Raw genomic sequence first — 25,447 nt, forward strand, 5'->3', positions numbered from 1 at the left:
CGTCGTGTTGGATTGCACGGTTCCTGGCGCCAGCGCCGACCGTGCGTCTGCCGCTTAGACCTGTGACGTGACAAAATCAAGACAAGCCCGAATCGGGCCGGGGGACGGCCCTCGCGGCTCGGAAGCCGCGTCAGCGGATCGATCTAAAGACTGGCTAGAGTGACCTCCAAGTCCTCGTATGCGCCGACGAGGGCATCCGCGCCATGTCGCAACAGAGCATCGCCATGAGTGCCGGTGCAATGACTGCCAGCGGTAAATCCGATCACGCGCATACCTGCTGCCTTGCCCGCCAGGACGCCATTCACGCTGTCCTCGACCACGATGCACTCCTTTGCATGAACACCGATCGTGTCCGCCGCATGCAAGAACAGGTCTGGTTCCGGCTTTCCATTGACGACCATGTCCGATGAAAAAATATTAGGATCGAAAAGGTCGACAAGGCCCGTGTGTTCGAGTTTCCAACGCAATCGGGCCAGCGGCGTGCTTGACGCCACACATCTCCATGCGGCGAGCCGGCCAATCACATTCCCTGCATCGGGTAAGGCCGCCAGATTCTTACGCAAGCGTTCGTTGGTGTGGTCGGCAAGCTGTTCAAAAAAGAGCGGAGAGAGCGGCTTGGCTCGCTCTTGGCCGATCGCTTCGAGCTTCGCCTGCCACATAGCGGGAGACAATCCCATGAAGGCTTGCGTATAGGCGCTTGGTTCGAACGTGATGCCGGCCGCCGCCAGATATTCAAGCTCGGTTGCCTGGTATATCTCCTCGCTGTTCACGAGGACGCCGTCACAATCAAATATTATCAGCTTTATAGGCGACACTTTGGGCCTGATATCTGGTGGTCGGCTCAGCCGGCCCGCGGACAGTCTCGAAGGACTTCCATCAAATCACGTGTTGAACTTGAACAGCAGGATGTCGCCGTCCTGGACGACATATTCCTTGCCTTCGTCGCGGGCCTTGCCGGCTTCCTTGGCCGCCACTTCGCCGCCCAGTGTGACGAAGTCATTGTAGGCGATGGTCTGGGCGCGGATGAAGCCGCGCTCGAAATCGGTGTGGATGACGCCGGCGGCCTGGGGGGCCTTGTCGCCCTTATGGATGGTCCAGGCGCGCGTCTCCTTCGGCCCGACGGTGAAGTAGGTGATGAGGTGCAACAGATCGTAGCCGGCGCGGATGACCTTGTTGAGGCCGGGCTCGTCGAGGCCGAGCGAGGACAGGAATTCCATCTCTTCCTCATCGGAGAGCTGTGCGACCTCGGCTTCGATGGCGGCCGAGATCACCACGGTGCCGGCGCCCTGGGCGGTCGCCATCTTTTCCACGGCCCTGGTGTGCTCGTTGCCGGTGGCTGCGTCGGCCTCGGCGACGTTGCAGACATAGAGCACGGGATGCGAGGTCAGAAGGTTCAGGCCCTGCAGGATGCGCAAATCTTCGGCCGAAATATCCTTGAGCAGGATGCGGGTCGGCTTGCCGGCCTGCAGCAGTTCTAGCGCTGCCTCCATCATCGGCAGCACTGACGTCGCTTCCTTGTCCTTGCTGCCGGCGCGCTTGCGGAATTGCACGATGCGGCGCTCGAGGCTGTCGAGGTCGGCGAGCATCAGCTCGGTTTCGACCGTCTCGGCATCGGCCACCGGGTCGATGCGGCCCTCGACATGGGTAATGTCGTCATCCTCGAAGCAGCGCAGCACATGCACGATGGCGTCGACCTCGCGGATGTTGGCGAGGAACTGGTTGCCCAGCCCTTCGCCCTTCGAGGCGCCGCGCACCAGACCGGCAATGTCGACGAAGGAGATGCGGGTCGGGATGATCTCCTTTGACTTGCCAATCGCCGCGATCTTCTGCAGGCGCGGATCGGGCACCGCGACCTCGCCGGTATTCGGTTCGATGGTGCAGAACGGATAGTTGGCGGCCTGCGCCGCAGCCGTTCTGGTCAACGCGTTGAAAAGCGTCGACTTGCCGACGTTGGGCAAGCCAACGATGCCGCATTTGAAACCCATTTTGTCCGGTCCTATCGGGAAATAGAAATTTGATCAGGGCTATGGGCGATAGGGGTGATCAACGTCAAGCCCTTCGGTTCCCTTGATGCTCAGTCCTTGCCGCCGAACAGCTTCTTCAGCATGGCGGCCATCGGACCGCTTTCCGGCAGCTTGGCCAGGGGCTGTTGGGGCCGTGCTTGGCGGACGTGACTTTGCTGCTTCTGCGCCGGCTGCTTAGGTGCCGATTTTTCGGGCTCCGGCCCGGCCTTGCCCTGGACGGCGAGACTGGCTTTGTTCATGAAGCCGGATTCGTCGCCTTTGGCGATCATGGCGGCGTTGTCGGCGATCGCGTCGAGCAGCGGGTCAAGCCATTCGCGGTCGGCCTTGTCGAAATCGCCGAGCACATGGTGCTGGACCATTTCCTTGACGCCTGGATGGCCGACGCCGATGCGTACGCGGCGATAGGCGTTGCCGACATGGCCATCGATCGAACGGATGCCGTTATGGCCGCCGGCGCCGCCGCCGGTCTTTATGCGCAGCTTGCCTTCGGCAAGATCGATCTCGTCATAGAAGACGGTGAGCGCGGAAAGCTCGAGCTTGTAGAAGCGCAGCGCTTCGCCGACCGACTGGCCGGACAGGTTCATGAAGGTCTGCGGCTTGATCAGGACGACTTTTTCGCCGCCGAGCGAGCCCTCGGCGATCAGGCCCTGAAATTTCTTCGACCAGGGCGAAAAGGAATGGCGGCGGGCGATTGCGTCCGCCGCCATGAAACCGACATTGTGCCGATTGCCGGCGTATTTCGCGCCCGGATTGCCGAGACCTGCAAACAGCAGCATCGCCTGCTCCGGGCGTGAAAGAGTTACTTCTCTTCGGCGGCAGGAGCCGCTTCAGGTGCAGCCGCTTCAGCCGTCTCTTCCGTCTCCGGCTTCATCGCCGACGAACCGGCAATGGTCGCGATGGTGAAGTCGCGGTCGGAGATCACAGGCTTGCCCCCAGCCGGCAGCTTGACCGCCGAGATGTGGATCGAATCGCCAATGTTGGCGCCGGTGAGATCGACGGTGATGAATTCCGGGATCGCATTGGCCGGGCAGTGGAACTCGACTTCGTGACGCACGATGTTGAGTACGCCGCCGCGCTTGATGCCGGGCGACTTGTCCTCGTTGATGAAGTGGACAGGCACGTCGACATTGACTTCGGTGTCCTTGCCGATGCGCAGGAAGTCGACATGGACAGGGAAATCCTTGACCGGGTCGAGCTGGAAGTCCTTCGGCAGGACCTGGATCTTCTTGCCGTCGACATCGATCGTGGCGATCGTGGTCAGGAACCCGCCGCCATGGATCTTGTAGTAGATGTCCTTGTAGGTGAGCGCGATAGCCAGGGGAGGCTGCTTGTCACCATAAATTACTGCAGGCACTTTACCGTTGCGGCGAACTGCACGGGCGGACCCCTTACCGACCTGTTCGCGTGCTTCGGCCTTGAGCTCGTAAGTGTCGTGGCTCATGGCATTTCCTTTCGGTTTGTTCTGGAGCGCTCACGGTGGGCAGAGTGCCTGGACCGTAAACGTCGAAAGCCGACATACCCATGCATGATCTGGTCCGAAAACCGGAATCCACTTTTCGGGATCATGCGGGAAGGCGGCCTTCCGCCGCGTTGCCTCCAAGGGTGTCTACGCGGGTGGCGGCTCTATAGCGGAAGGCGGCCGGAGGTGCAAGCCAAAGGCACGACCGGCCTGGTGCAGCCCAGACGGCCGCTATCCGCGCTTTTCGATGACGGCATAGAGCACGTTGCGGTTCTCGCCGAAGAATACCTGCGCCTCGACGGTGTTGCGGTCGACGCTGGCATTGACGATGTTCCACATATCGACCTCCGATCGCAGCAGCAACACCCAGTCCATGAACGTCTCCCGATACCCCGCGTCGGGGGTGCCCTCGGCGTAGTTGGCGAACAGGAATGTTCCGTTCGGCTTCAACATCTGCAGGCAGGTCTTCGTGAGTTTCACCGCGACGTTGTGGGCGAGGTAGTCGTAAAGGCCGGAGGCGTAGATGAAGTCGAATTTGCCGAGCTTGTGGCCCCGCGTGAGCACGGTTCGCACCGAGCCGTCGATGGCTTCGACGGCGGTGCCCTGGAAGTCGCGCGAGATCAGCCCAACGCTCTGGGGATCCTGGTCGAGCGCAACCCAGCGCTTGAGACGGCCCTCCGTCAGGGCGACCGAACGATTGGCTTCCCGCAAATGGCCGGCCGCGATCGCCAGAACCTCGGTTTCCGGTCCGTTCTTGGCCGCGATCTCGTCGACATATCGGGTCAGGAGGTCGCGTCGTTCCCGGGCCGCGACGCATGACGGTACGTTCTGGGTATGGCTATAGAGTGCTTTGCCGACCTCCGAGGCGTTCGCCACGCTCTCTGCCACGTGCGGATCACAATAGATGTAGTCGAGCAACTGCGCGTCGCCGGAATAGCCCCTGGGTTTGGTGAAGGACCAGTGCGTCAGTGGATCCTCGAGAAAATACTTCAGGATCGGATGGTTCTGCGCGACCGGTATCAACGCATGCCAGACGTCGGGATGAACCTTGGAATGCAGGCCATTGAGGAAGGACAGCAAGCGGCCGACGATCTCGGCCGGGTTCTTGTCCTGTTCGACCTGCTGCTGTGTCGCGTGGAGAATGAGGGCAAGCTCCGCGCGCGCGGTTTCGAACGCTTCGCCATGATGCTCGATCTTTCCCCGAGGCAGCGTGCCGGCGAGCATCTCGGCAGTAATCAAGCTTTTGCCATCAAGAACGGTCTGCACGCCATCACTCCATAGTTAACAGTCGGTTAACTTATTGCGTAGAATGCTCCCTTTGCCAATGTCGGGCCGACGGCATTTTAGGTTTATGATTAATTTCCCGCCAACCATGTTCGTTGGTTAATCAGTTTCCGAGCCGGATTCCGGGTTCGAGTTAACGGAAACTTGTCTTGCGCGATTGCATTTGTTTGCCCGGCGTTCGCAATCGCCGTCGCGTCCCAAGGAGCCGGCCCGCGTGGGGGCAGAAGCTGGAAATGAGTTCGGAAAACAAAATCCCTTTCAAAAGGGGTCGATTGTGATGAACGAACACGTGTCATCCGCATTGGCCGATACGGTTGACGCTGAGCCGTACGAGCCGCGCTACGAACTGGGGGCCGACGAACTTCGCGCCCTCTACCGCACCGAAGCCCGGGCGACGCGAAGAGGGGAGGCCAGGCCAGGGCTTTGGATCGCAGTTGCGATCTATCTCTTGTTTTCGGCAACGGATCTGCTGCTGATCCCGGATGTGGCCGCCTATACGATCACGGCGCGCTTCGCGGTCGGCTTGAGCGCGCTTTTGATCCTGGAAGCGCAGCTTCGCCACGGCGTCGGGACGGAATGGCTCGACGTGACCTGCGCCGGGGCCATCATCTTTGGCTATGTTGGTTGGCTGTGTCCGGCGATTATGGGCGCGGACAAGGAAAGCGTCTCTTACTATATGGTCTTTGGGACCATATTCATGATGAGCGCCAATCTTTTCTTTACATTCAATTTCAAGCTTTCTATCGTAACCTCGACAATAATCTTATGTATACTTTATATCGTAAATTACTTTGTTCCCTCAACTCTCATATACAAAATGGTATTTGGGGCTTTCTATGTTTCTTGTTTCACGTTCACCTCATATGTGAACTGGAAACTGAATGAGGAACGCTACAACGTCTTCCTGAACGCCCTGGAAGCCAAGATCCAGCACAATGAGGCGACCGAACGCGGCAAGGCCCTGCTGAGGTTGTCGCGGACCGATCCGCTCACGGGTCTGGAGAACCGGCGCGCGATCGACGAGAAGCTGCGAGACTACTGGAACGATTGGCAAAAGGTCGGCACCAGCTTTGGGGCGATCCTCATCGACGTGGACTTCTTCAAGAAGTTCAATGACTGCTACGGCCATCAGGAAGGCGACCGCTGCCTGATCCATGTCGCCAATGCCCTTAGCGATATGATCAAACAGTATAATGGCTCCATCGGCCGCTATGGCGGCGAAGAGTTCATCGTCCTGGCTCGCATGGAGAAAAAGGAGCAGATCCTGGACATTGCGGAAGCCATTTGTAGCACGGTGGAGAACCTGGCTCTGACGCACGAACTGCGGCGCGACGGCGTCTCGATCGTAACGGTAAGCGTTGGCGCCGCATTCACCCGGACGCAGACCGGGGCCAAGCTGGAGAAAATCATTCACGAGGCCGATCGCGCTCTCTATCTGGCAAAAGCCGGCGGCCGAAATTGTGCCCGGCTGTTCGATCCAACCGACCCGCAAAGCAGTGACGAGAGCGAGAACATTGCGGCTTTGCTGAAGATCGCGATCGGCCAGAATCTCGTTTCACTCGTTTACCAGCCTATCCAGGATGTCAAATCGGACCGGGTTGAAGCGGTGGAGGCTCTGATGCGCCTCAAGATGCTCGACGGCACATCGGTTCCGCCGAGCCTGTTCATTCCGGTCGCCGAACGGACCGGCGCGATCCTGGAACTCGGGCGCTGGGCGATAAGGACAGTGTGCGCCGAACTGCTGGCGGACGACCACGTCCGTGTCGTCAGTGTCAACGTCTCCCCGATCCAGCTCAAGACACCGGGCTTCGCGACGTCGGTCGCGACCATTCTGGGCGAGACCGGCGTCGCAGGCAGCAGGCTGGCCTTCGAGATCACCGAAGGGCTGGAGATGGAGATGCACTCCGACATCCTGCGCTGCATCAGCGACCTGAAGCTGCTCGGGATCAAGATCTGGCTTGATGATTTCGGGACCGGCTTCGCGGGTCTTTCGTGGCTTCGCCTGATCGATTTCGATACGGTGAAGATCGATCGCTCGTTTCTGCATGACTGCAGCTCCCCGAGCGGCAAGGCGATGCTGCAGGACATTATCACCCTGGTTCGAAATCGCGGCCACAAAATCCTGGTCGAAGGGGTGGAGACAGACGAGCAGATGGCCCTTATGCGCGAATTCGGCATAGACAAGATCCAGGGCTTCCATGTCGGCCGTCCCGCTCCCGCCGTCAGTTTCCAGGCAAAGCGAGCCATGCGCAAACGGCCATTTGCCGTGCTTAAGTCCGCATGATGGTGGCCTCTTCCGACGTTTGGCTAGCCGTCGTCAAGCCGTGCTAGCGGTCGCCGGTCAACGCGGCGCGTAACGCCTGGATCTGCCGGTTCAGCGCATCGAGCTCAGTCAGCGTCATGCCCGAGCGTTCGACCAAGGCTTCGTTCAGGCAGTTGCATTGGACAAGCAGTGCGCGCCCGGCTGATGTCAGATCAACCTGCACCTGGCGCTCGTCGGTCTGGCTGCGCTGGCGGGTCACCAGCCCGGCCTGCTCCATTCGCTTCACCAGCGGCGTGACGGTGCTCGATTCCAAAGCGAGCCGATGGGCGATGGTGCCGACCGACATGCCGTCGGCCTCTCCAAGCGCGTTCAACACCAGGTACTGGGGATAGGTGATGCCCATCTCGTCCAGCATCGGCTTGTAGGTGCGGTTGATGGCCATGCTGGTGGCATAGAGCGTGAAACAGAGCTGATTGTCCAACGGGAGAGGCACGGCGCATTCCTTTTGCCAATGTGGGCATCAAATCGATACCACGAAAAATGATATCGCGATACATATTTTTGTGGACAAGGGTTTTAGGCCGCGTTAGCTATATCGATATCGCGATATTGTTTATCGCGAAAGTAACCAGAAGGAGATTGAGATGACCTCGCAAACCAAACCCAGCTCCGGCAGCGGCATGATCACCACCAGGGACGGAACGCAGATTTACTACAAGGACCGGGGACCGGGCAGCCTGTCGTCTTTCATCACGGCTGGCCGTTGAGCAGCGACGATTGGGACGCCCAGATGCTGTTCTTCGTGTCACAGGGCTACCGTGTCATTGCCCATGATCGCCGAGGCCATGGCCGCTCGACCCAGACGGATATCGGCAACGAGATGGACACCTATGCCGCCGACGTAGCGGAACTCGCAGCCCATCTGGACCTCAAGAACGCCATCCATGTCGGCCATTCGACCGGCGGCGGCGAAGTGGCGCGTTATGTCGCCAAGTATGGCGCCGGCGGCCGTGTCGCCAAGGCGGTGCTGATCGGCGCGGTGCCGCCAATCATGCTCAAGACTGCCGCCAATCCCGGCGGCCTGCCGATCGAAGTGTTCGACGGCTTCCGCTCCGCGCAGGCAGCCAATCGCGCCCAGTTCTTCCGCGACGTTCCATCAGGTCCGTTCTACGGCTTCAACCGCCCGGGCGCAGAGGTATCGCAGGGCGTCATCGATAATTGGTGGCGCCAGGGCATGATGGGCGGCACCAAGGCGCATTATGATTGCATCAAGGCCTTTTCGGAAACCGACTTCACCGAGGATCTGAAGGCGATCGACGTGCCTGTGCTGGTCATGCACGGCGACGACGACCAGATCGTTCCCATCGCGGACTCGGCGCTGCTGACGATCAAGCTGCTCAAGAAGGGCGAGCTCAAGGTCTACAAGGGCTTCCCGCACGGCATGGCCACGACCCATGCAGACATCGTCAACGCCGACCTGCTGGCCTTCTTCAAAGCATAGGCCGTTGGAACGAAAAAAGCACCCGCCGTCTGGCGGGTGCTTTTCCTTGCGTGGGTTTCAGGCCTGATCTAGGCGGCCGCCTGCGCCTTGCGCGCTTCCTTCATGTTGGGCAGGAACACGGTCAGCAATCCAAGAAACGGCAAATAGGAGCAGATCTGGAAGACGAAATCGATGCCCTTCATGTCGGCGACGACGCCGAGCACGGCCGCCGCGATGCCGCCCATGCCGAAGGCGAAGCCGAAGAAGATGCCGGCGATCATGCCGACGCGACCCGGCACGAGTTCCTGCGCAAAGACGACAATGTTGGAGAAGGCCGAGGAGAGGATCAGCCCGATCAGCACCGTCAGCACCATCGTCCATTCCAGATTGGCGTAGGGCAGGGCGAGCGTGAAGGGCAGCACGCCGACGATGGAGAACCAGATCATCGCCTTTTGCCCATAGCGGTCGCCGAACGGGCCGCCGAGCAGGATGCCCAGCGCCGAGGCGCCGAGGAACAGGAACAGCATGACCTGGCTCATCTGCACAGAAACGCCGAACTTATGCATGGAATAGAAGGTGTAGTAGCTGGCGAGGCTGGCGATGTAGGCATTCTTGCTCAGAACCAGCAGTGTCAGCACGATCAATGCATTCATCACCTTGCGGCGCGGGAAGGGCGAAACGAAGCTCGCCGCCTTGCGGGTGCCCTGCGCGGCACGCAGCCGGCTGTACCAGCCGCCGACCTGCCACAAAACGATGATGCCGATCAGCGAGCCGACGGCGAACCAGGAAATGCTGGTCTGGCCGAACGGCACGACGATGAAGGCCGCCAGCAGCGGCCCCATGGACTGGCCGAAATTGCCGCCCACCTGGAACAGCGACTGCGCCAGGCCGAAGCGGCCGCCGGAAGCGAAGCGGGCGATGCGCGAGGATTCCGGGTGGAAGATCGCCGAGCCGATGCCGATCAGCGAGGCACCGATCAGCAGCAGCGAATAATGCCCGGCATAGGCGAGCACGATCAGGCCGATCAGCGACGACGCCATGCCATAGGGCAGCGAATAGGGCATCGGCCGCTTGTCGGTGATCATGCCGATCAGCGGCTGCAGCAAGGATGCGGTCACCTGGAAAGTGAAGGTCAACAAGCCGATCTGCCAGAAATCGAGGCCATAATTCTCTTTCAGGAGCGGGTAAATGGCCGATAGCAGCGACTGCATGATGTCGTTGATGCAGTGGCAGAAGCTCACCGCCAGGATGACGGTGAAGGCCGTCGCCTGGGCTGAGGCGTGACTGGCGCTCGCCGGTGGGGCGACGCTGGCTGCTGTCGTATCGGTCAAGGTAGGCTCCGTGGTCTTTTTGGCGGGCACGCCCGCAGGCAACTGGCGGACGCTCCTTGCGGCCACCCTAGGGACGGTGCCTTATAAGCCGCTTGCGAGACGACTTCTTTCGTGGTTTGGTCCAATAGTTTCGCAAGTGGGCCATAACTAGATGCCGCACGGCAAAGAAGTCTTTCACGCTGGCAATGCCAATCTCGGCCAGTTGCACGAGAGCCGCTGGCAGTGGCTTGAGCAAGTGGCCGGGCCGGCGGTGGCATTGCCGACCGAATATCCTGACGGCTACCGCGTGCCACAGCACCGCCACAGCCGCAGCCAGCTCTTGCATGCGCTTGTCGGTGTGGTGCTGGTGACGACACGCTACGGGCGCTGGATGGTGCCGCCCGACCACGCGATGTGGATTCCAGCCGGCACCGAGCATTCCGTCGAGATGCTGGGCGACGTCTCGATGCGTTCGGTTTATGTCATGCCACAGGCGATCCCCGGGCTGCCCGAAGGCTTGCGCGTCGTCGGCGTCACCGACCTGATGCACAGCCTGATCGTGGAATCGGAGAAGCTCCCGCAAGGCGGCGTTCTGGAAGGACGCGGTGGGCTGATCATGAACCTTCTGCTGCACGAAATCCCGACCTTGCCGGAACGGCCTCTCGGGCTGCCATTTCCGTCCGATCCAAGATTGTCGGCGCTGTGCCGACGCTTCGTCGCAGCACCGTCGCCGCATGCGACCATCGACGAGTGGGCCGATGCAGCCGGCATGAGCCGCCGTTCCTTCACGCGCGCCTTCCAGCGCCAGACCGGCCTGTCGCTGTCGACATGGCGCCAGCAGGCCTGCCTGTTCGCGGCGCTGCCCAGGCTGGCGGACGGCGAGCCGATCACCAGGGTGGCGCTTGATCTCGGCTATGACAGCGTGCCGGCCTTCATCACCATGTTCAAGCGCATGCTGGGGACCTCGCCGCGCGGCTATATGCGCGGCGCACGCGAGAACGTCGAGGTCGCTCGTCGCCTGATCGGCCCGGTTCGGTTGGAAAGCTCCGCGCCTTAAGGGCAGGCGGGTTTAGTCGAACAGGCTGGACACCGATTCCTCAGTCGCCGTGCGCGAGATGGCTTCGCCCATCAGGTCGGCGATCGAGATGACGCGGATGTTGGGCGCGTCGAGCACGCCCTGGGTCGGCTGGATGGAATCGGTGATCACCAGTTCCTGCAGCTTCGAGCCGCTGATGCGGGCAACGGCACCGCCCGACAGCACGCCGTGGGTGATATAGGCGGTGACGCTGGTGGCGCCGTTGGCCAGCAGCGCATCGGCGGCGTTGCACAGCGTGCCGCCGGAATCGACGATGTCGTCGATCAGCAGGCAATCCTTGCCGGCGACCGCGCCGATGATGTTCATGACTTCCGATTCGCCCGGCCGTTCGCGGCGCTTGTCGACGATGGCCAGTTGCGCATCGAAGCGCTTGGCCAGCGCACGGGCGCGGACCACGCCGCCAATGTCGGGCGAAACCACCACGACGTTGCCGAGTTGCTTGTATTTGGCCTTCACGTCGCGGGCCATCACCGGCACGGAAAACAGATTGTCGGTCGGGATGTCGAAGAAGCCCTGGATCTGGCCGGCATGCAGGTCGAGCGTCAGAACGCGGTCGACGCCGGCGCGGGTGATCATGTTGGCGACCAGCTTGGCCGAGATCGGCGTGCGGCCGGAGGCGCGGCGGTCCTGCCTGGCGTAGCCGAAATAAGGGATGACCGCCGTGATGCGCTTGGCCGAGGAGCGCATGAAGGCATCGATCATGATAAGCAATTCCATCAAATGATCGTTGGTCGGGAACGAGGTCGACTGCAGGATGAAGACATCCTCGCCGCGCACGTTTTCCTGGATTTCGACGAAGATTTCCTGGTCGGCGAAGCGCCTGACCGTGGCTTTGCCCAGCGGGACGTTGAGGTACCGGGCGACTGCTTCGGCCAGCACCCTGTTGGAATTGCCCGCGAAGAGTTTCATGCACGGTTCCTGGTGGAGGATGATGAGGCCTGACGGACTCGCTTGCGCCCTTTAACCGGGCTTTTAGCGGCCCGCGCTGGTATTGCAAGCGCCGAGATCGGGAATCCGCCGGCTAAACTCAAGAAAGCTCCGCGCCATCGCCGGACTGCAACAGGGAGCAGGGGACTTGTGCTGGTTCTTCTTCTCATTGGGCATCGGATTTTCCCAAAACCGTCTCCACTTTGGGGTCCGATGCCTCTAGCCCGCCTTGCCGCCGAGCCAGGCGGCGAACTGGTCGATGGTCTGGTCGGCGATCGCCTGCATGGTGGCCGGCGAGATCCCCTTCCAGCTGTCGCCGCCCGCGCTGGCGCCGGAATTGACCGACGGAGCCTTCTGCTGGCCATTGATGCGGTGCAGCCGGTTGCCAGCGGGGTCATAGACGTCCCAGACATAGATGACGGTGGTGTCGGCGCCTTCCGACATCGTCGAGAAATAGCCTTTCAGCACATGTGTCACGGTCTGGTCGGCGCTGCCGGCGAGAGTGATGCCGCGCTGCCTGGCACGGGTCTGCAACTCCGCCGTCAGAGGTGTCGCAGCTTCCACCGAAGCGCCGACGATCGGCGCGATCTGCAAGCGGGTCTTCGACAGGATGGCAGCGCTTTGGGCTGATGTGACCGGTGCGGCGGCGGTTGCGGGAGCGCCAGACGTGCTGGTGGCGGGCCCGGCCGGAACCGTTGCCGCCGTGTTGCCTGACGTTGCGGGCAGCGTCTGGGTCGACGTCGCCGGCGGGGTGATCGCCGACGGTTCGAGCACGTCCTTTGCGTTGGTGCAGGCGGCAAGAGCCAATGCCACAAGCAATGACACGGTCGTCACATGCGATCGTCTCATTTGCCTTCTAACTCCTTGGCGAAGAACGCCTCCCACTGTGGATTCACTTTACGATCAAGTCGAGATCATGGCGGGACAGCGGCCTGGGCTGGGATTCGGTGGTCAGGTAGGTGCGGCCAAGCGTCATCGCCGTCTCGGTGTCGGAGTCCATGATGATCATATGGGCGAACAGCGTCATGTTGGGCGCGATCGGTTCGGGATTGCCCTGGTAGAACATCGGCATGTCCATCCAGGACGGGGTGAAGCGGGCGCCGACCGAATAGCCGCAGGCGTTCAGCCGGTGCTTGGTCAGGCCGTGTGCCTCCATGGTGCGGGCATGCGCATCGAAGACGTCGCCGAAGCTGTTGCCCGGCATCATCGCCTTCTCGACAGCCAGGAGTGCTGCGCGGGCGGCGTCGAACAGTTCCTGATGGCGCTTCGACACCTTGCCGGTCAGCACCGTGCGCATCATCGGCGCATGGTAGTGGTTGAAGACGCCGGCCCATTCGAGCGTCAGCTGGTCGTTCTTGGTGAGCTTGCGGCGGCCGGCCTTGTAGCGGCACAGCAGCGCATCGACGCCGGAGCCGATGATGAACTCGTTGGCCGGATAGTCGCCGCCGCCGGCGAAGATCGCGCCCTGCATGGCGGCCAGGATCAGAGCTTCGTCGCCGCCTTGCTTGATCAGCGGCAGTGCCGCGTCGAGCGCATCGTCGGAGAGATTGGCGGCCTTCTCGGCCTTGGCTATCTCGGCCGGGCTCTTGAACAGGCGCAGCCGGCCGACAATGCCGGACGCATCGGCGATCTGGCCGAAGGTCTGCAACTGCTCGTCCAGGCGGCGGCCGTTGAAGGCGGTCAGGCCGTGGGTGTCATATTCGACACCGATGCGGGCGCCGAGCAGGTCGAGTTCGTTGAGCAGATTGCGCAGGTCGACCGCGGGATTGGCGCCGTTGCGGTCGGTCCACAAGACGATGTTGTCGATAATCGAGGTCTGACGTGCCTGGCGCAGGTCGGCCGAGCGGGTCAGAAGCACCATCGAACCGTCGGCCTTGACCACCAGGCACTGGAAGAAGCAGAAGCCGAACGTGTCGTAGCCGGTCAGCCAATACATGCTTTCCTGCGCGAACAGCAGGATGGCGTCGAGCTTCTTTTCGGCCATCTCGATGATCAGCCGGTCGCGCCGCGCGTCAAATTCAGATCGTTCAAAATGCAGCGCCATTATTCCCTCTCCAAGACAATTGCCGAAACCTGCCGGCCGTAATCGGGCTCCTTGCGATGCGTGGTGCGCCGATAGGAGTAGAACAGGCCTTCCTCAGCGTAAGTGCAGCGGTCGAGGCCCTCAGCCGTCACGCCTGCCTTGGCCAGCCGGTCAACCGTGTAGCGGTTGAGGTCGAACATCGCATGGCCGGCATTGGCGGACGGAGCGAAATAGAGGATGTTTTCGGCGTCGGATTCGACAAAGCGGGCGACGAATTCCGGGCCGACCTCGTAGTTTCGCGGGCCGATGGAGGGGCCTAGCACGGCGACGATGTTTTGGCGCCGGGCGCCGAGGCTTTCCATCGCCAGGATGGTGTTTTCGAGCACGCCGGTGAACGCGCCTTTCCAGCCGGCATGCGCAGCGCCGATGATGCGCGCCTGCGCATCAGCGAACAGCACGGGACCGCAATCGGCGGTCGAGGCGCCGATGGCGATGCCCGGCCGATCGGTGACGATGGCGTCCGCCTTGGGGCGCTCGCCGGCAAAGGGCTCCCTGGCAATGACGACATCGGGCGAATGGATTTGCCAGGCGGTCAACAGATGGCTTGCCGGCACGCCCATCCAGGCAGCGACACGGGCGCGGTTCTCGGCAACCAGCGTCTGGTCGTCATTCGATCCGGTGCCGATGTTGAGGCCCTGATAGATGCCGCCGGAAACACCGCCGACGCGGGTGAAATAGCCGTGGCGGATGCCTTGTGCCTGCGCCTCGTCCAGCAGCGGCGACCGAACGGGATCCGGTTTGGTCTGATTCAGCATGCGGGCGTTGTTGTCCGTGTGGGCGGTTTCGTCAAGAAGAAGGTGCTTGGTCGAGAACAGGCTGCAAAGCGCGGACGGGAGATTGGGAGGGGCGGCGGTAAAAAGTCAATCCGCCTCGGCAAAGGGCCGAACCGCCACGCCGCGAGGCAGCACCGCAAGCACCTTGAACAGCTCGCCCATGGCTTGCGGCCCGGCGAGGCGCTCGACGTCGCCGGCGATCCTTTCGCGCGCCGCCTGACCGGCATCGGCGCCAAGGCGGCCGGCGCGCTCGAGGATGCCCATGCCGAGCAGGAAGTCGCCCTGTGTCGTCAGATGGGCTTCGAGGCCATGTGCACGCGCGATCGCGGCAAGGGCGGCGAAATCGACGTGGGACGTGAGGTCGGCCTCACCGGGATTGGCCAGCACATCTTCGTGATCGTGGCTGCGCAAGGCCTGCAGCGTGTCCCCGACACCCGGCTGGAAATGGCCGTAATCGAGAAACAGGCCGGCGCCGCCATGCCTGGATATGCGCTCGGCGATTGTTGCCATCAGCGCGGTGCGGGCAGGTGCCACTTCGGCGATCGCGCCTTGCGGCGCGTGAGCGGCATCGGCGGGCAGCAGCGTCGGGTCGACCGAGCCGGCGCCGGCGAAGAAGCAAAGGTCGTTGGTCTCGTCGAGGCCGACCATGCGCTCGCGCCAGCCGGCGCCGGCGCGGATGAACTGGCGGATGGGAACGGCGTCGAACAGTTCGTTGCCGACGATGAACAGCGATTGTTGCGGCAAGGTCTCGATGGTTTCGTGCCAGCCAACCGCGAAGGGTGTGACGCCAAGCGTCTTTTTTTGCACCTCGGTCAGGCGCGGGCTTGTCTCGATCATGGCGAAGGTGGCGCCGTTGGCCAGGTCAGGATCGAGCCGCGACAGCGTGCGCAGCATGTCCTTCATCAGCGTGCCGCGGCCGGGTCCGATCTCGGCGATGGTGGCCGACCGCGACCGGCCGCCCGCCAGCCAGGCTTGATAAAGCCACACGGCGACCAGTTCGCCGAACATCTGGCTGATTTCCGGCGCGGTGATGAAGTCGCCGCCCGCACCAAAGGGCTCGCGCGTCGTGTAGTAGCCGTCCGCCGGGTCGAACAGGCACAGCGCCATGTACTCGTTGACGGGAAGCGGCCCCAGGGCCTCGATCAGGTCGACGATGCGGGTCTTCAGCCGTGTCATGCCGGCTGCGGCTGTGCCACCGGCTTGGCGGTCAGCATCGCCCAGATGCCGGCCAACACCATCGGCGACGACAGGATCATGCCCATGGTCAACCAGTTGGTGCCGAGGAGATAGCCGAGCTGCTGGTCGGGTTCGCGGAAGAACTCGACGAAGATACGCGACAGGCCGTAGCCGCAGATGAAGGCGCCGCCGACGAAGCGCGGCGTCTTCAGCTTAAGGCGCGAATGGGTGAGGATGCGCAGCACGAGGAACAGCACCACGCCCTCCAGAAGCGCCTCGTAAAGCTGGCTCGGATGACGGGCAAACGGCCCGCCATTGGGGAATTCGAACGCCCAGGGCACGTCGGTTGGCCGGCCCCACAGCTCGGAATTGATGAAGTTGGCGACGCGCACCAGGCCAAGGCCGACCGGCACGCCGGCCGCCACGACATCGAACAGCGACCAGGTGCGGATGCCGCGCTTGATGGAAAACAGCGTCATGGCGAGGATGACGCCGAGCAGGCCGCCATGGAACGACATGCCGCCCTGCCACACGGCGAAGATATCGAGCGGGTGCGCGATGTAGCGCGCCAGATCATAGAAGAGCACATAGCCGGTGCGGCCTCCGAGCACGACGCCGATGGCCGCCCAGACGATGAAATCGTCGAGATCCTCCGGCTTCATCGGCAGGACGCCGTTCGGCCACAGCCTGGCATTGGCGGCGAGCCGCTTGGCATACCACCAGGCGAACAGGATGCCGACGATATAGCCGACGCCATACCAGTGCACCGCCAGCGGCCCGATCTGGATGAGGATCGGGTTGATGTTGGGGAAGGGCAGGGAGGCCAGCGGCAGCAGGAAATATTCGTTCAACGGGGAACTCTCGATTGCGAACGTGTTTCGGCGCGGACCATGCGGCAGGGTTTTGGCAGGGTCAAGGCAAGGTGGGCGCACTCGACTTGATGCCGCAGCAAGGTGCAACAAGCTTGCATTCGACGCGCGGCGCCACTACGTCAATTTTGTGCAAGCGCGAGGATTTGCCATGTCGACCGGACCGAACCGCATTCTCGATGAATTCGCCAAGCTGATGACCGACGCCGCCGGCGCCGCCCAGGGCGTGCGCCGTGAGGTGGAGACCGCCTTCAAGGGGCAGGCCGAGCGCATTCTCAACACGATGGACGTGGTGCAGCGCGAAGAGTTCGAAGCCGCGCGCGAGATGGCCGCCAAGGCGCGGGAAGAAAACACCCGCCTTGCCGCCCGCATCGAGGCGCTCGAGGCGAAGCTTGCAGAACTGGCCGGCGACGCCACATCAGCGACGGCCGCCAAGCCGCGCACAAAAAAATAATCGTTAAACTTTTCCACATAGCCCGATCCTGAAAAGCGCTTTGCCGTGAATCGCTTAACGGCATTGCATGAATCTTTGTGACAGCGGCTTTCCACATGCGAATGACGCAGTGCGAAAAATTGGGCTGTTCACGCGACTCCCGATCAATAGACTGAATTTGTTGCATGATTCGGAGCAGGATCATGCGACCGGGCGGTGGGGTCCGGTCTGGGGTCTTTGCGTCGAGAAGTCGTCTTTGCGCGAGGAAAGTCCTGGCCGTCCGAGTTCTAGACAAGATTGTTCGTTGTGTGTGCCCTCCCGCGGAGCGTGTGGCGGCGCTCGTACAGAACGACAGGAAGCATTCCATGGAACTTCTCGAACTCGAATTCTCCCGCGAAATCCATCCGGTGGATGTTATCGAGCAGGTGGCCCACAACAACGACTGGTCTTTCGAGCGGGCCGGCGACGACGAGATTTCGATCTCGGTTGCCGGAAGCTGGACCGACTATCACGTCTCCTTTTCGTGGATGGAGGATTTCGAGGCGCTGCACCTGGCCTGCGCCTTCGATATCAAGGTGCCGGAGACCCGCACGCTGGAAGTGATGCGGCTCTTGTCGCTGATCAACGAGCAGATGCTGTTTGGCCATTTCGACCTCTGGGAGCAGGAGGGCGCGATCATGTTCCGCCAGTCGCTGCTGCTGGCCGGCGGGGTCGAGCCGTCGAGCCAGCAGGTCGAAGTGTTGCTGTCGTCGGCGCTGGAAGCCTGCGAATGCTATTTCCAGGCATTCCAGTTCGTCGTCTGGTCGGGAACCTCGGCCAAGGATGCCCTGGCCGGTGTGCTGTTCGAGACCTACGGCAACGCCTGAGTCCCCGTTAAGGCAGACAAGACCAAGATGAGTTCGAACACCGAGCGCAAGCCCGAGATCAGTTTTGCCGATTTCGATCGTGTCGACATCCGCGGCGGCACGATCGTCGAGGCCGAGCCGTTTCCCGAGGCGCGCAAGCCCGCGTTCAAGCTGAAGATCGATTTCGGCGCCGGCATCGGTATCAAGAAATCGTCGGCGCAGATCACCAAATACTATACACCGGAGACGCTGATCGGCCGGCAGGTGTTCGCGGTGGTCAATTTCCCGCCGCGCCAGATCGGTCCATTCATGTCGGAAGTGCTCACTCTCGGCTTTCCCGACGAAGAGGGCGCCGTGGTGCTCGGCGCGATCGAGCGTAAGGTGCCGGATGGCGGGCGGTTGTTTTAGGGTCTCAACTGGGGATCGGAATCCCCCGCGAACCGGGATGGATTGATAATCCTTTCGGCAGATGCTTCAGCATGAATTTCATGCCATGTCGTGACAGGAGTGTCGCGCGTGGACATCATCCGCTTTTCCTGTCCGCGTCGACCAATTTCCTTATTCTGTAAAATTTGAACTGTTTGCCTTCGGCGATTAATTCAAGGTTGCCGTGTCGTGGCGGGCTGCGCTCCGGCGCGATTACCAGCAGATAGTCAAAGTCACGGGTCCAATGCGCTGCATACGCTGCCTCGACCGGTGGTAAAGCACCGGCGGCGTAGGCCTCCAGCTCAGACATCGGGATAGGCCCGCCTTGCGGTACGGTCAGGTTTGCCACTTCCGGCCGGGGCCTCACCGGCTGTTTTCCCGGATAGGTGAACAGCGTTGGCATCAGTGCATTGCGTGTGACTACAGCCAACGCGGCAGCATTGTACATTGGATAAAGGAGCAGATTCGTTGGCGGGTCGTCTGGGAGGCCATTCTGGCCGGTAAGGATTCGCGAACCCATTGGAATGGCGTCGAACGCGGTCATAAGGGCACGATATTCGCCGCGGCACGACAATTGGGCCCAGATCGCGATGCCACTGTTTGCAAGCCCGGCGCCAAACGCCAGCGCGACGAGAAGTGTTCCACGCGAGCCTTGCGGACGCTTGATCGTGACGAAGGCTGGCAGGATCAGAACAAGCGCCAGAAGGACGCGCCCGTCGACAAAGGCCGTGTCCGCAACGCGAAACGGCATGAGAATGAACAGGCACAAGAGCCCAAAGCCTATCCAGCAGCCGACGCGAGAGACCGCCACCATCCTGTGCTTCACCGCAAGGTAACTGAGAATGACCAGCACCACGGTCACGGCTGAGGAAGTGTATCTGCTGAAGCCGTTGACTTGAACCAGCGCCAACAATTTCGCCGACAGGGCCCATTCGGTTCCTTCGCCACCCACTTTGCCGCCGTAGGCGAGCGCCAGGGCGCCAACTGCGACGACCGGAGCAGCCATTCCGGCAACCAGCAAGATCGTGCGTTTCCAATTCTCAATATGGTCTGGCCAGCGGGAGAGTTCGTACAGCCCCACCACAATGCCATACAGGCCGAGGGCAAATAGGTGAGAGATATACAGAACCACGACGAAGACGGCGTGGATCGCAAGGCGCAGCGGCAAAGGTCTTTCCGCAAGCCAAATCCAAACCGCGATGGACCAAAGAACGATCCCGAGTCCAAATTCAAAATTCACGAATCCGAAAGCGAAAGGCATGGCGTAGAGGAAGAGCGAAGCGACGAAGCCGCTGAGGATCACACGCCCCTGTGCGGCCGCTCCGACGGCCATTGCCCCGCTGACGACCAGCATTTGCGAGACTAGATAGAAAAGCTTTGATGCCAGCTCGATCCCGATCAAGCGCCCAGCGAACGGGACGACGAGATCCATGGCTAGATTAGGGTAGGGTGCCCACGCGGCTTCATAGTAGGGATGGGCTTCGGGCGTACCGGCGCGCATCAGGATCGACATTCTTGCGAGATGATTTGGATAGTCTGCCATAGCGGGTATGTCGACGAGCAGTACGGGCAAGAAAGCCACCACCAGCAGAACTATCAGCAAGATACCTTCTGGCCTGATGAAATGGCTCGTGTAACTGTTGATTTTGTTGCTGGCTGTTGCTTCGAGCATGCCACAATGTAGGTAGAAATGGTAAATTTTGAGTCGCCGACAATTATCAATCTGACTTGGTCATGGCTCCGAAGTCGCACAATACGTCACGCCGAACCATCCCTTTGAAACAAGGTGCCGTGGCAGACTAACGGTTGATTGTGCGTCGCCGCGCTTTGTCATCCGTGGCGGTGTGTCAGCTTCGCCCTTGGATAACGAAAAGCACGATCAGGCCGCCAGCTTTCGCCGTGTGCCCAGTGCTTCCTCGACCGTATCGAGGAACATTTCCGCACAGGCCTTCCAGCTATAGCGCATGGCGCGTTCGCGGGCTTCGGCACGGTCGACGTTGAGCGCGGCGAGTGAGGCCTCGCGCAAATCGTTGGAGACCGCGCCGCCAAAACCATCGCCGACAATGTCGATCGGCCCGGTCACCGGATAGGCGGCAACCGGCGTGCCGCTGGCCAGTGCCTCGATGATGACGTTGCCGAACGTGTCGGTGCGGCTCGGGAAGACGAAGACGTCGGCCGACGCATAGATCTCGGCCAGTTCGTCGTTGGGGCGATGGCCGAGGAAATGCGCTTGCGGATATTTCGCCTTCAGCCTGGCAAGCTCGGGGCCTTCGCCGACGATCACCTTGCTGCCGGGCAGGTCGAGGTCGAGGAAAGCACCCAGGTTCTTTTCGATGGCGACGCGGCCGACGCAGAGGAAGATCGGGCCGGGGAAGCCGAGGTCCTTCTTCCTGTCCGGGCGGAAATGGTCGGTGTCGACGCCGCGCGTCCATGGCCGCAGCTTGGTGAAGCCGCGCGCGGAAAGGTCGTCGGCGAGCGACTGGGTGGCGACCAGCGTGCCCTGGCCGGAATTATGGAAATCGCGCAGCCAGCGATAGGCCCAGCTTTCCGGCACCGGCAGGCGGGCGCTGAGATATTCGGGGAAGCGCGTGTGATAGCTGGTGGTGAATGGACGGCCGGCATTGCGGCAATAGCGCCGCGCCATGATGCCCAGCGGTCCTTCGGTGACGATGTGGATGTGGTCGGCCTTGCCGGCGTCGATCAGGCGCGCGACATGGCCGGGCGTGGTCAGCGCCAGCCTGATGTCGGGATAGGTCGGCAAGGGCAGGGTGCGAAAGATATTGGGCGTCAGGAAATCCACCGCGACGTCGAAGGACTTCAGCGTCTCGGTGAGCCGCTCCAGCGTGTGGACGACGCCGTTGACCTGCGGGCGCCAGGCATCGGTGACCATCAGTATGCGCATGGCGGCCCTTTGCTTGAAAGGTCGACGGTTGCCTTGAGACGATGCCGGAACGGCGACCAGCCTGCTGCTCTCGCTTCGCTCCAGCGCACCCGGACAGGTACGGGGTCGAAGTGAGGCGGCAAGGCCGAATCAATTGAGGTCGCGCGCTTCATGCGCGCTCTTGATCATGGTTTCATGACGGGCGGATGAAGCCGTTTCCACTTTTCGCAATCGTGCCCGGTTATGCCGGAACCTTGATGATGGCGCGCAGTCCGCCGAGCGGGCTGTCTTCAAGAGTGATGTCGCCGCCATGGGAGCGGGCGATGTCGCGGGCGATCGACAGGCCGAGCCCGGTGCCGCTGGCATCGAGGTTGCGGGCCTCGTCGAGCCGCACGAAAGGCTTGAACACGTCTTCGCGTCGATCGGCGGGAATGCCCGGACCATCGTCGTCGATGGTGACCAGCAGCGAGCCGCGGCCATGGGTGGCGTTGACCTCCACCGTCTTGGCATAGCGGAAGGCGTTGCCGATGACGTTGGACATCAGCCGGGCAAAGGCATTGGGCCGCACATGCACATCGTGATCGCCGGCAAGCGTCGTCGACAGCTTACGCTTGCGCAGCCTGGCTTCCTCGTCGAGCTTTTCGAAATAGGCCTCGAGATCGAACCGTCCGGCGTCTTCCGAAGCTTCGCCGCGGGCAAAGGACAGATAGCCTTCGAGCATCGACTGCATGTCGTCGATGTCCTGGTCGAGCGCTGCCTTGGTCTCGGCCTTGCCGCCGGAAAGCGCCAGCTGCAGCTTGAAGCGAGTGAGGATGGTTCTGAGGTCATGGCTGACGCCGGTCAGCATGGCGGTGCGCTGTTCGATCTGGCGTTCGATGCGCTCGCGCATCTGCATGAAGGCAAAGCCGGCGCGGCGAACCTCCTCGGCGCCGCGCGGCCGGAAATCGCGCGGCATCGGCCGGCCCTTGCCAAAGCTTTCGGCGGCTTCGGCAAGCATCAGGATCGGCCGGATCTGGTTGCGCAGGAAGGGAATGGCGATCATCAACAGCACCAGCGAGGTGCCGACCATCCAGATCAGGAAGATGTGGGTGTTAGAGGCATAGGCCTGGCTGCGGCGCACGAAGACGCGCAGCACCTTGCCCTCGAGCTGCACGCGTACCTCGACGATGTTGGAGTTGCCGACCGTGTCGATCCAGAACGGGCGGTTGATCTGGCGGGTGATCTCGGACGAGAGAACATCATCCAAAATCGAGAAAAACGGCTTTGGACCGGGCGCGGGGAGTGGGTCGGGCGGCAAGAGGTCGACCTTCAGCTGCATGCGGTCCTGGGCGATGCGGATTATGTTGGTGTAGTCGGCATCGCGCGGATAGGTCTCGATCAGGTCGATGATGGCGGCGATGTCGCGCACGGTGGCCTGCGACAGGCGCTGCGTCACGGTTGCCCAGTGACGTTCCATGAAGACGAAGGCGACGACCGATTGCAGCAGGATCATCGGCGCGATGACGATGATCAGCGAGCGGGCATAGAGCCGCTTGGGCATATAGAGCGAGACGAGGCGCCAGAAGCGGTTCCAGGCGCGCGGCACCGCCTTCAGCGTCCGCGCAGCGCGTGCGCTCAAGCCGCCATTGCCCGGCTGTTCCAGTTCCGTGGTTGCCATTCGCTCTTTTCGCTTGCCCGCAGCCGTTCAGCCGGCCGCAGGCGGCATTCTATTCCACGCTGAGCCGATACCCAATACCGCGTACGGTCTGGAGCCAGACCGGATTGGACGGATCGCGCTCGATCTTGCGGCGCAGCCGGTTGATCTGGACGTCGATGGTGCGCTCGCCGACTTCCGAATCGTCGCCGACAAGCTCGTGGCGGGGTATCGTCTCGCCCGCCCGCGCGGCGAAGATCGCCAGGATCTCCTGCTCGCGATCGGTCAGCTTCAACGCCTCGCCGCCACGCTTCAATTCGCGCCGGGCGATCTGGAACGTGTAGGGGCCGAAGACCAACTGCTCGACCTTGGGCGTGGTCGCCGGGCCACCGCGGCGCAGGATGTTGTTGATGCGCAGGATCAGCTCGCGCGGATCGAACGGCTTTGGCAGATAGTCGTCGGCGCCAGCCTCCAGCCCTGAGATGCGGCTGTCGGTCTCCGACAGCGCTGTGAGCATCAGGATCGGTACGTTCTTTTCGGCCCGCAGCGACTTGGTCAGGTCGACGCCCGTCTCGCCGGGCATCATGACGTCCAGCACCAGAAGGTCGAAGTCGAGGCCGGCAAGCTTGCGCCTGGCTTCGCCGGCATTGCCGGCAACGGTGACGCGAAAGCCATTTTCGGTCAGATACTGCTTGAGAAGATTGCGGATGCGGGTGTCGTCGTCGACGACAAGCAGATGCGGCGCGTCGTCGTCCGGCGCGGCCGCGTGATCGACCCGTTCAGTGCTCTCCATGGCTTTTCCCTGACATTTTTGCGGACCCAACGTCGATCTGCGCCCTCAGTTCCGGATTGACCATCGCTTCGAGGAACCGTTCCACCAAGGTCCGTTCGGTTACTCCGGAATCCCCCAATGCAGCATGGATGCGGCGCGACTGTGGCCGCGCCAGCGCCAGCGCCAGCGCACGGCCTTTGGCTGTCGGATAAAGTTCGCGCTGGCGGCGGTCGCGCGGACCTTGCAACTGCACGATATGGTCGGTGTCGATCAGTTGCTTGAGCACACGGGCCAGGCTCTGCTTGGTGATCTTCAGCACGTCGAGCAGTTCGGCGACCGTCAGGCCCGGCCTGCGGTTGACGAAATGCAGCACCCGGTGGTGGGCCCGGCCGAAGCCGTAATCGGCCAGGATCTGGTCCGGATCGGAGGTGAAGTCGCGATAGGCAAAGAAGAGCAGCTCGATGATGGCGAAGTCGATGCCGTCCTCGACCGACATTGCGGTCCTGATCGGTTTTCCGGCGGCTGGGCTTCGATCCGTCATTATTTCTCCGTGGGAAAGAGAGATTATGTCAGTACTATTGACGTAATTTCCCTGCAATGGTAATTTTTGACAAGCTTTTGGGCGGATTGCGAACGAAAAGGCAAGGGAAGCCGGTTTTTCCGGAATTTCCTAAGTTTGCCAGAGCGCAATTATCCGCCTACGCTCCACCATAAAAGCCGCTTTGGGCGGCCGACACGAAACACACAACGATACAACTATCCGGGCTGCCGCCCGTGGGAGGTTACCATGGCATCCGTTCCCTTCGATCAACTCGATGGCTTCATCTGGATGAACGGCGAATTCGTCCAATGGGGTGACGCCAAGATCCATGTGCTGACGCACGGGCTGCATTACGCCAGCGCTGTTTTCGAGGGAGAGCGCGCCTATGGCGGCGAGATCTTCAAGCTCAACGAACACACCGAGCGCCTGCATGAATCGGCACGCCTGCTCGGTTTCAAGATCCCCTATTCGGTGGCCGAGCTCAACGACGCCTCTTCCACGCTTCTCAAGAAGCAGGGTTTCCAGGACGCCTATGTCCGGCCGATCGCCTGGCGCGGCAGTGAGCAGATGGGCGTCTCGGCGCAGAACAACCGCATCAACTGCGCCATCGCCATCTGGCAATGGCCAAGCTATTTCGATCCTGCGCAGAAGCTGAAAGGCATCCGTCTCGATGTGGCGGAATGGCGCCGGCCCGACCCGCGCACCGCGCCTTCCAAGTCGAAGGCCGCCGGGCTCTACATGATCTGCACCATGTCCAAGCACGCCGCCGAGGCCAAGGGCTATGCCGATGCCATGATGCTCGACTGGCGTGGCCAGGTCGCCGAAGCGACCGGAGCCAACATCTTCTTCGTCAAGGACGGCAAGATCCACACACCCAAGCCCGACTGCTTCCTCGACGGCATCACCCGCCGCACGGTCATCGGGCTGGCCAAGGATCGCGGCCTTGAGGTGATTGAACGCGCCATCCTGCCGGAAGAGCTGGAAAGCTTCGAGCAGTGCTTCCTGACCGGGACGGCAGCGGAAGTGACGCCGGTTTCGGAGATCGGGCCTTACCGATTCGAGGTCGGCGAAATAGCCAAGAATCTTATGAATGACTATTCTGCGGCCGTTCAGCCCAAGCACGCGATCGCCGCAGAATAACGAAAGTCACAGCTTTTTTAGGAAGTAGGGGC

The 25,447-nt window shown here is 61.7% G+C and carries 24 protein-coding genes and 1 pseudogene; 7 read left to right on the top strand and 18 right to left on the bottom strand.

All coding sequences use genetic code 11. The features are described 5' to 3' along the window. Positions 1 to 143: 143 nt before the first annotated feature. From EOC83_RS07800 to EOC83_RS07820, 5 genes are all read right to left on the bottom strand, one after another. The gene (locus EOC83_RS07800; RefSeq protein WP_272482876.1) at positions 144 to 815 is read right to left on the bottom strand and encodes an HAD family phosphatase; all 672 of its coding nucleotides are present in this window, start codon (positions 813 to 815) and stop codon (positions 144 to 146) included. 66 nt (positions 816 to 881) lie between these two features. Beyond that, on the bottom strand, positions 882 to 1,985 hold the full coding sequence (gene ychF / locus EOC83_RS07805) for a redox-regulated ATPase YchF (protein ID WP_024505635.1): 1,104 nt from the start codon (positions 1,983 to 1,985) through the stop codon (positions 882 to 884). Between the two features lie 89 nt (positions 1,986 to 2,074). After that, positions 2,075 to 2,800: an aminoacyl-tRNA hydrolase gene (gene pth / locus EOC83_RS07810; RefSeq protein WP_027162157.1), complete on the bottom strand. Its 726-nt coding sequence runs from the start codon at positions 2,798 to 2,800 to the stop codon at positions 2,075 to 2,077. A gap of 23 nt (positions 2,801 to 2,823) precedes the next feature. Then, positions 2,824 to 3,465: a 50S ribosomal protein L25/general stress protein Ctc gene (locus EOC83_RS07815; RefSeq protein WP_127325926.1), complete on the bottom strand. Its 642-nt coding sequence runs from the start codon at positions 3,463 to 3,465 to the stop codon at positions 2,824 to 2,826. Positions 3,466 to 3,714: 249 nt separating this feature from the next. Beyond that, positions 3,715 to 4,749, bottom strand: coding sequence for a methyltransferase (locus tag EOC83_RS07820; protein WP_013529996.1), 1,035 nt, complete (start codon positions 4,747 to 4,749; stop codon positions 3,715 to 3,717). Positions 4,750 to 5,044: 295 nt separating this feature from the next. On the opposite strand from EOC83_RS07820, the gene EOC83_RS07825 reads away from it, so the two are divergent. Next, complete coding sequence (locus EOC83_RS07825; RefSeq protein WP_032808605.1) at positions 5,045 to 7,051, top strand: EAL domain-containing protein; 2,007 nt, start codon at positions 5,045 to 5,047, stop codon at positions 7,049 to 7,051. Between the two features lie 43 nt (positions 7,052 to 7,094). Here EOC83_RS07825 and EOC83_RS07830 read toward each other — a convergent pair whose 3' ends face one another. After that, positions 7,095 to 7,523, bottom strand: coding sequence for a MarR family transcriptional regulator (locus tag EOC83_RS07830; RefSeq protein ID WP_013529998.1), 429 nt, complete (start codon positions 7,521 to 7,523; stop codon positions 7,095 to 7,097). 151 nt (positions 7,524 to 7,674) lie between these two features. On the opposite strand from EOC83_RS07830, the pseudogene EOC83_RS07835 reads away from it, so the two are divergent. Then, positions 7,675 to 8,531 (top strand): annotated as a pseudogene (locus tag EOC83_RS07835) (alpha/beta hydrolase). 68 nt (positions 8,532 to 8,599) lie between these two features. Here EOC83_RS07835 and EOC83_RS07840 read toward each other — a convergent pair. Beyond that, positions 8,600 to 9,841 carry an MFS transporter gene (locus EOC83_RS07840; protein ID WP_063170320.1) on the bottom strand — a complete coding sequence of 414 codons (1,242 nt, stop codon included), beginning with the start codon at positions 9,839 to 9,841 and terminating at the stop codon, positions 8,600 to 8,602. 151 nt (positions 9,842 to 9,992) lie between these two features. Between EOC83_RS07840 and EOC83_RS07845 the strand changes: the two genes are divergently transcribed. Continuing rightward, positions 9,993 to 10,877 (top strand): helix-turn-helix transcriptional regulator, encoded by an 885-nt coding sequence (locus tag EOC83_RS07845; protein WP_013530001.1) that lies wholly within the window; start codon positions 9,993 to 9,995, stop codon positions 10,875 to 10,877. 12 nt (positions 10,878 to 10,889) lie between these two features. Here the strand turns inward: EOC83_RS07845 and EOC83_RS07850 are convergent, their stop codons facing one another. The 6 genes from EOC83_RS07850 to lgt all read right to left on the bottom strand — a co-directional run bounded on the left by EOC83_RS07850 (position 10,890) and on the right by lgt (position 16,726). Next, positions 10,890 to 11,825, bottom strand: a complete 936-nt coding sequence (locus tag EOC83_RS07850) for a ribose-phosphate pyrophosphokinase (protein ID WP_013530002.1) — start codon at positions 11,823 to 11,825, stop codon at positions 10,890 to 10,892. A 237-nt stretch (positions 11,826 to 12,062) separates the two neighbouring features. Continuing rightward, positions 12,063 to 12,692: a hypothetical protein gene (locus EOC83_RS07855; protein WP_063168841.1), complete on the bottom strand. Its 630-nt coding sequence runs from the start codon at positions 12,690 to 12,692 to the stop codon at positions 12,063 to 12,065. Positions 12,693 to 12,735: 43 nt separating this feature from the next. After that, a complete protein-coding gene (locus tag EOC83_RS07860) occupies positions 12,736 to 13,887 on the bottom strand; it encodes a Xaa-Pro peptidase family protein (RefSeq protein WP_013530004.1) in 1,152 nt (383 codons plus the stop codon). Further along, positions 13,887 to 14,681, bottom strand: coding sequence for a peptidoglycan editing factor PgeF (pgeF, locus tag EOC83_RS07865; protein WP_027162151.1), 795 nt, complete (start codon positions 14,679 to 14,681; stop codon positions 13,887 to 13,889). Before pgeF ends, EOC83_RS07860 begins: the two co-directional genes overlap by 1 nt. Positions 14,682 to 14,786: 105 nt before the next feature. Next, positions 14,787 to 15,875: a class I SAM-dependent methyltransferase gene (locus tag EOC83_RS07870; RefSeq protein ID WP_027162150.1), complete on the bottom strand. Its 1,089-nt coding sequence runs from the start codon at positions 15,873 to 15,875 to the stop codon at positions 14,787 to 14,789. Beyond that, entirely contained in the window at positions 15,872 to 16,726 is an 855-nt protein-coding gene (gene lgt / locus EOC83_RS07875) for a prolipoprotein diacylglyceryl transferase (RefSeq protein WP_027162149.1), read from the bottom strand. Before lgt ends, EOC83_RS07870 begins: the two co-directional genes overlap by 4 nt. A gap of 169 nt (positions 16,727 to 16,895) precedes the next feature. On the opposite strand from lgt, the gene EOC83_RS07880 reads away from it, so the two are divergent. The 3 genes from EOC83_RS07880 to EOC83_RS07890 all read left to right on the top strand — a co-directional run bounded on the left by EOC83_RS07880 (position 16,896) and on the right by EOC83_RS07890 (position 18,430). Next, the gene (locus EOC83_RS07880) at positions 16,896 to 17,198 is read left to right on the top strand and encodes an accessory factor UbiK family protein (RefSeq protein ID WP_063168840.1); all 303 of its coding nucleotides are present in this window, start codon (positions 16,896 to 16,898) and stop codon (positions 17,196 to 17,198) included. A 344-nt stretch (positions 17,199 to 17,542) separates the two neighbouring features. Beyond that, positions 17,543 to 18,043, top strand: a complete 501-nt coding sequence (locus EOC83_RS07885) for a YbjN domain-containing protein (protein WP_013530009.1) — start codon at positions 17,543 to 17,545, stop codon at positions 18,041 to 18,043. A gap of 27 nt (positions 18,044 to 18,070) precedes the next feature. Beyond that, entirely contained in the window at positions 18,071 to 18,430 is a 360-nt protein-coding gene (locus tag EOC83_RS07890) for a tRNA-binding protein (RefSeq protein ID WP_063168839.1), read from the top strand. A gap of 115 nt (positions 18,431 to 18,545) precedes the next feature. Here EOC83_RS07890 and EOC83_RS07895 read toward each other — a convergent pair whose 3' ends face one another. The 5 genes from EOC83_RS07895 to EOC83_RS07915 form a co-directional block, all read right to left on the bottom strand. Then, entirely contained in the window at positions 18,546 to 20,120 is a 1,575-nt protein-coding gene (locus EOC83_RS07895; protein ID WP_063168838.1) for a hypothetical protein, read from the bottom strand. 207 nt (positions 20,121 to 20,327) lie between these two features. Then, positions 20,328 to 21,350: a glycosyltransferase family 1 protein gene (locus tag EOC83_RS07900; RefSeq protein ID WP_013530012.1), complete on the bottom strand. Its 1,023-nt coding sequence runs from the start codon at positions 21,348 to 21,350 to the stop codon at positions 20,328 to 20,330. A 220-nt stretch (positions 21,351 to 21,570) separates the two neighbouring features. Beyond that, positions 21,571 to 22,986, bottom strand: a complete 1,416-nt coding sequence (locus tag EOC83_RS07905) for an ATP-binding protein (protein WP_013530013.1) — start codon at positions 22,984 to 22,986, stop codon at positions 21,571 to 21,573. A 49-nt stretch (positions 22,987 to 23,035) separates the two neighbouring features. Beyond that, the gene (locus EOC83_RS07910) at positions 23,036 to 23,755 is read right to left on the bottom strand and encodes a response regulator transcription factor (RefSeq protein ID WP_013530014.1); all 720 of its coding nucleotides are present in this window, start codon (positions 23,753 to 23,755) and stop codon (positions 23,036 to 23,038) included. Beyond that, positions 23,742 to 24,275: a MarR family transcriptional regulator gene (locus EOC83_RS07915; protein WP_024505623.1), complete on the bottom strand. Its 534-nt coding sequence runs from the start codon at positions 24,273 to 24,275 to the stop codon at positions 23,742 to 23,744. Before EOC83_RS07915 ends, EOC83_RS07910 begins: the two co-directional genes overlap by 14 nt. A 246-nt stretch (positions 24,276 to 24,521) precedes the next feature. Between EOC83_RS07915 and EOC83_RS07920 the strand changes: the two genes are divergently transcribed. Further along, on the top strand, positions 24,522 to 25,415 hold the full coding sequence (locus tag EOC83_RS07920) for a branched-chain amino acid aminotransferase (protein ID WP_013530016.1): 894 nt from the start codon (positions 24,522 to 24,524) through the stop codon (positions 25,413 to 25,415). Positions 25,416 to 25,447: the final 32 nt, after the last annotated feature.

The sequence above is a fragment of the Mesorhizobium sp. Primo-A genome (assembly GCF_003997175.1).
GTDB lineage: Bacteria > Pseudomonadota > Alphaproteobacteria > Rhizobiales > Rhizobiaceae > Mesorhizobium > Mesorhizobium ciceri.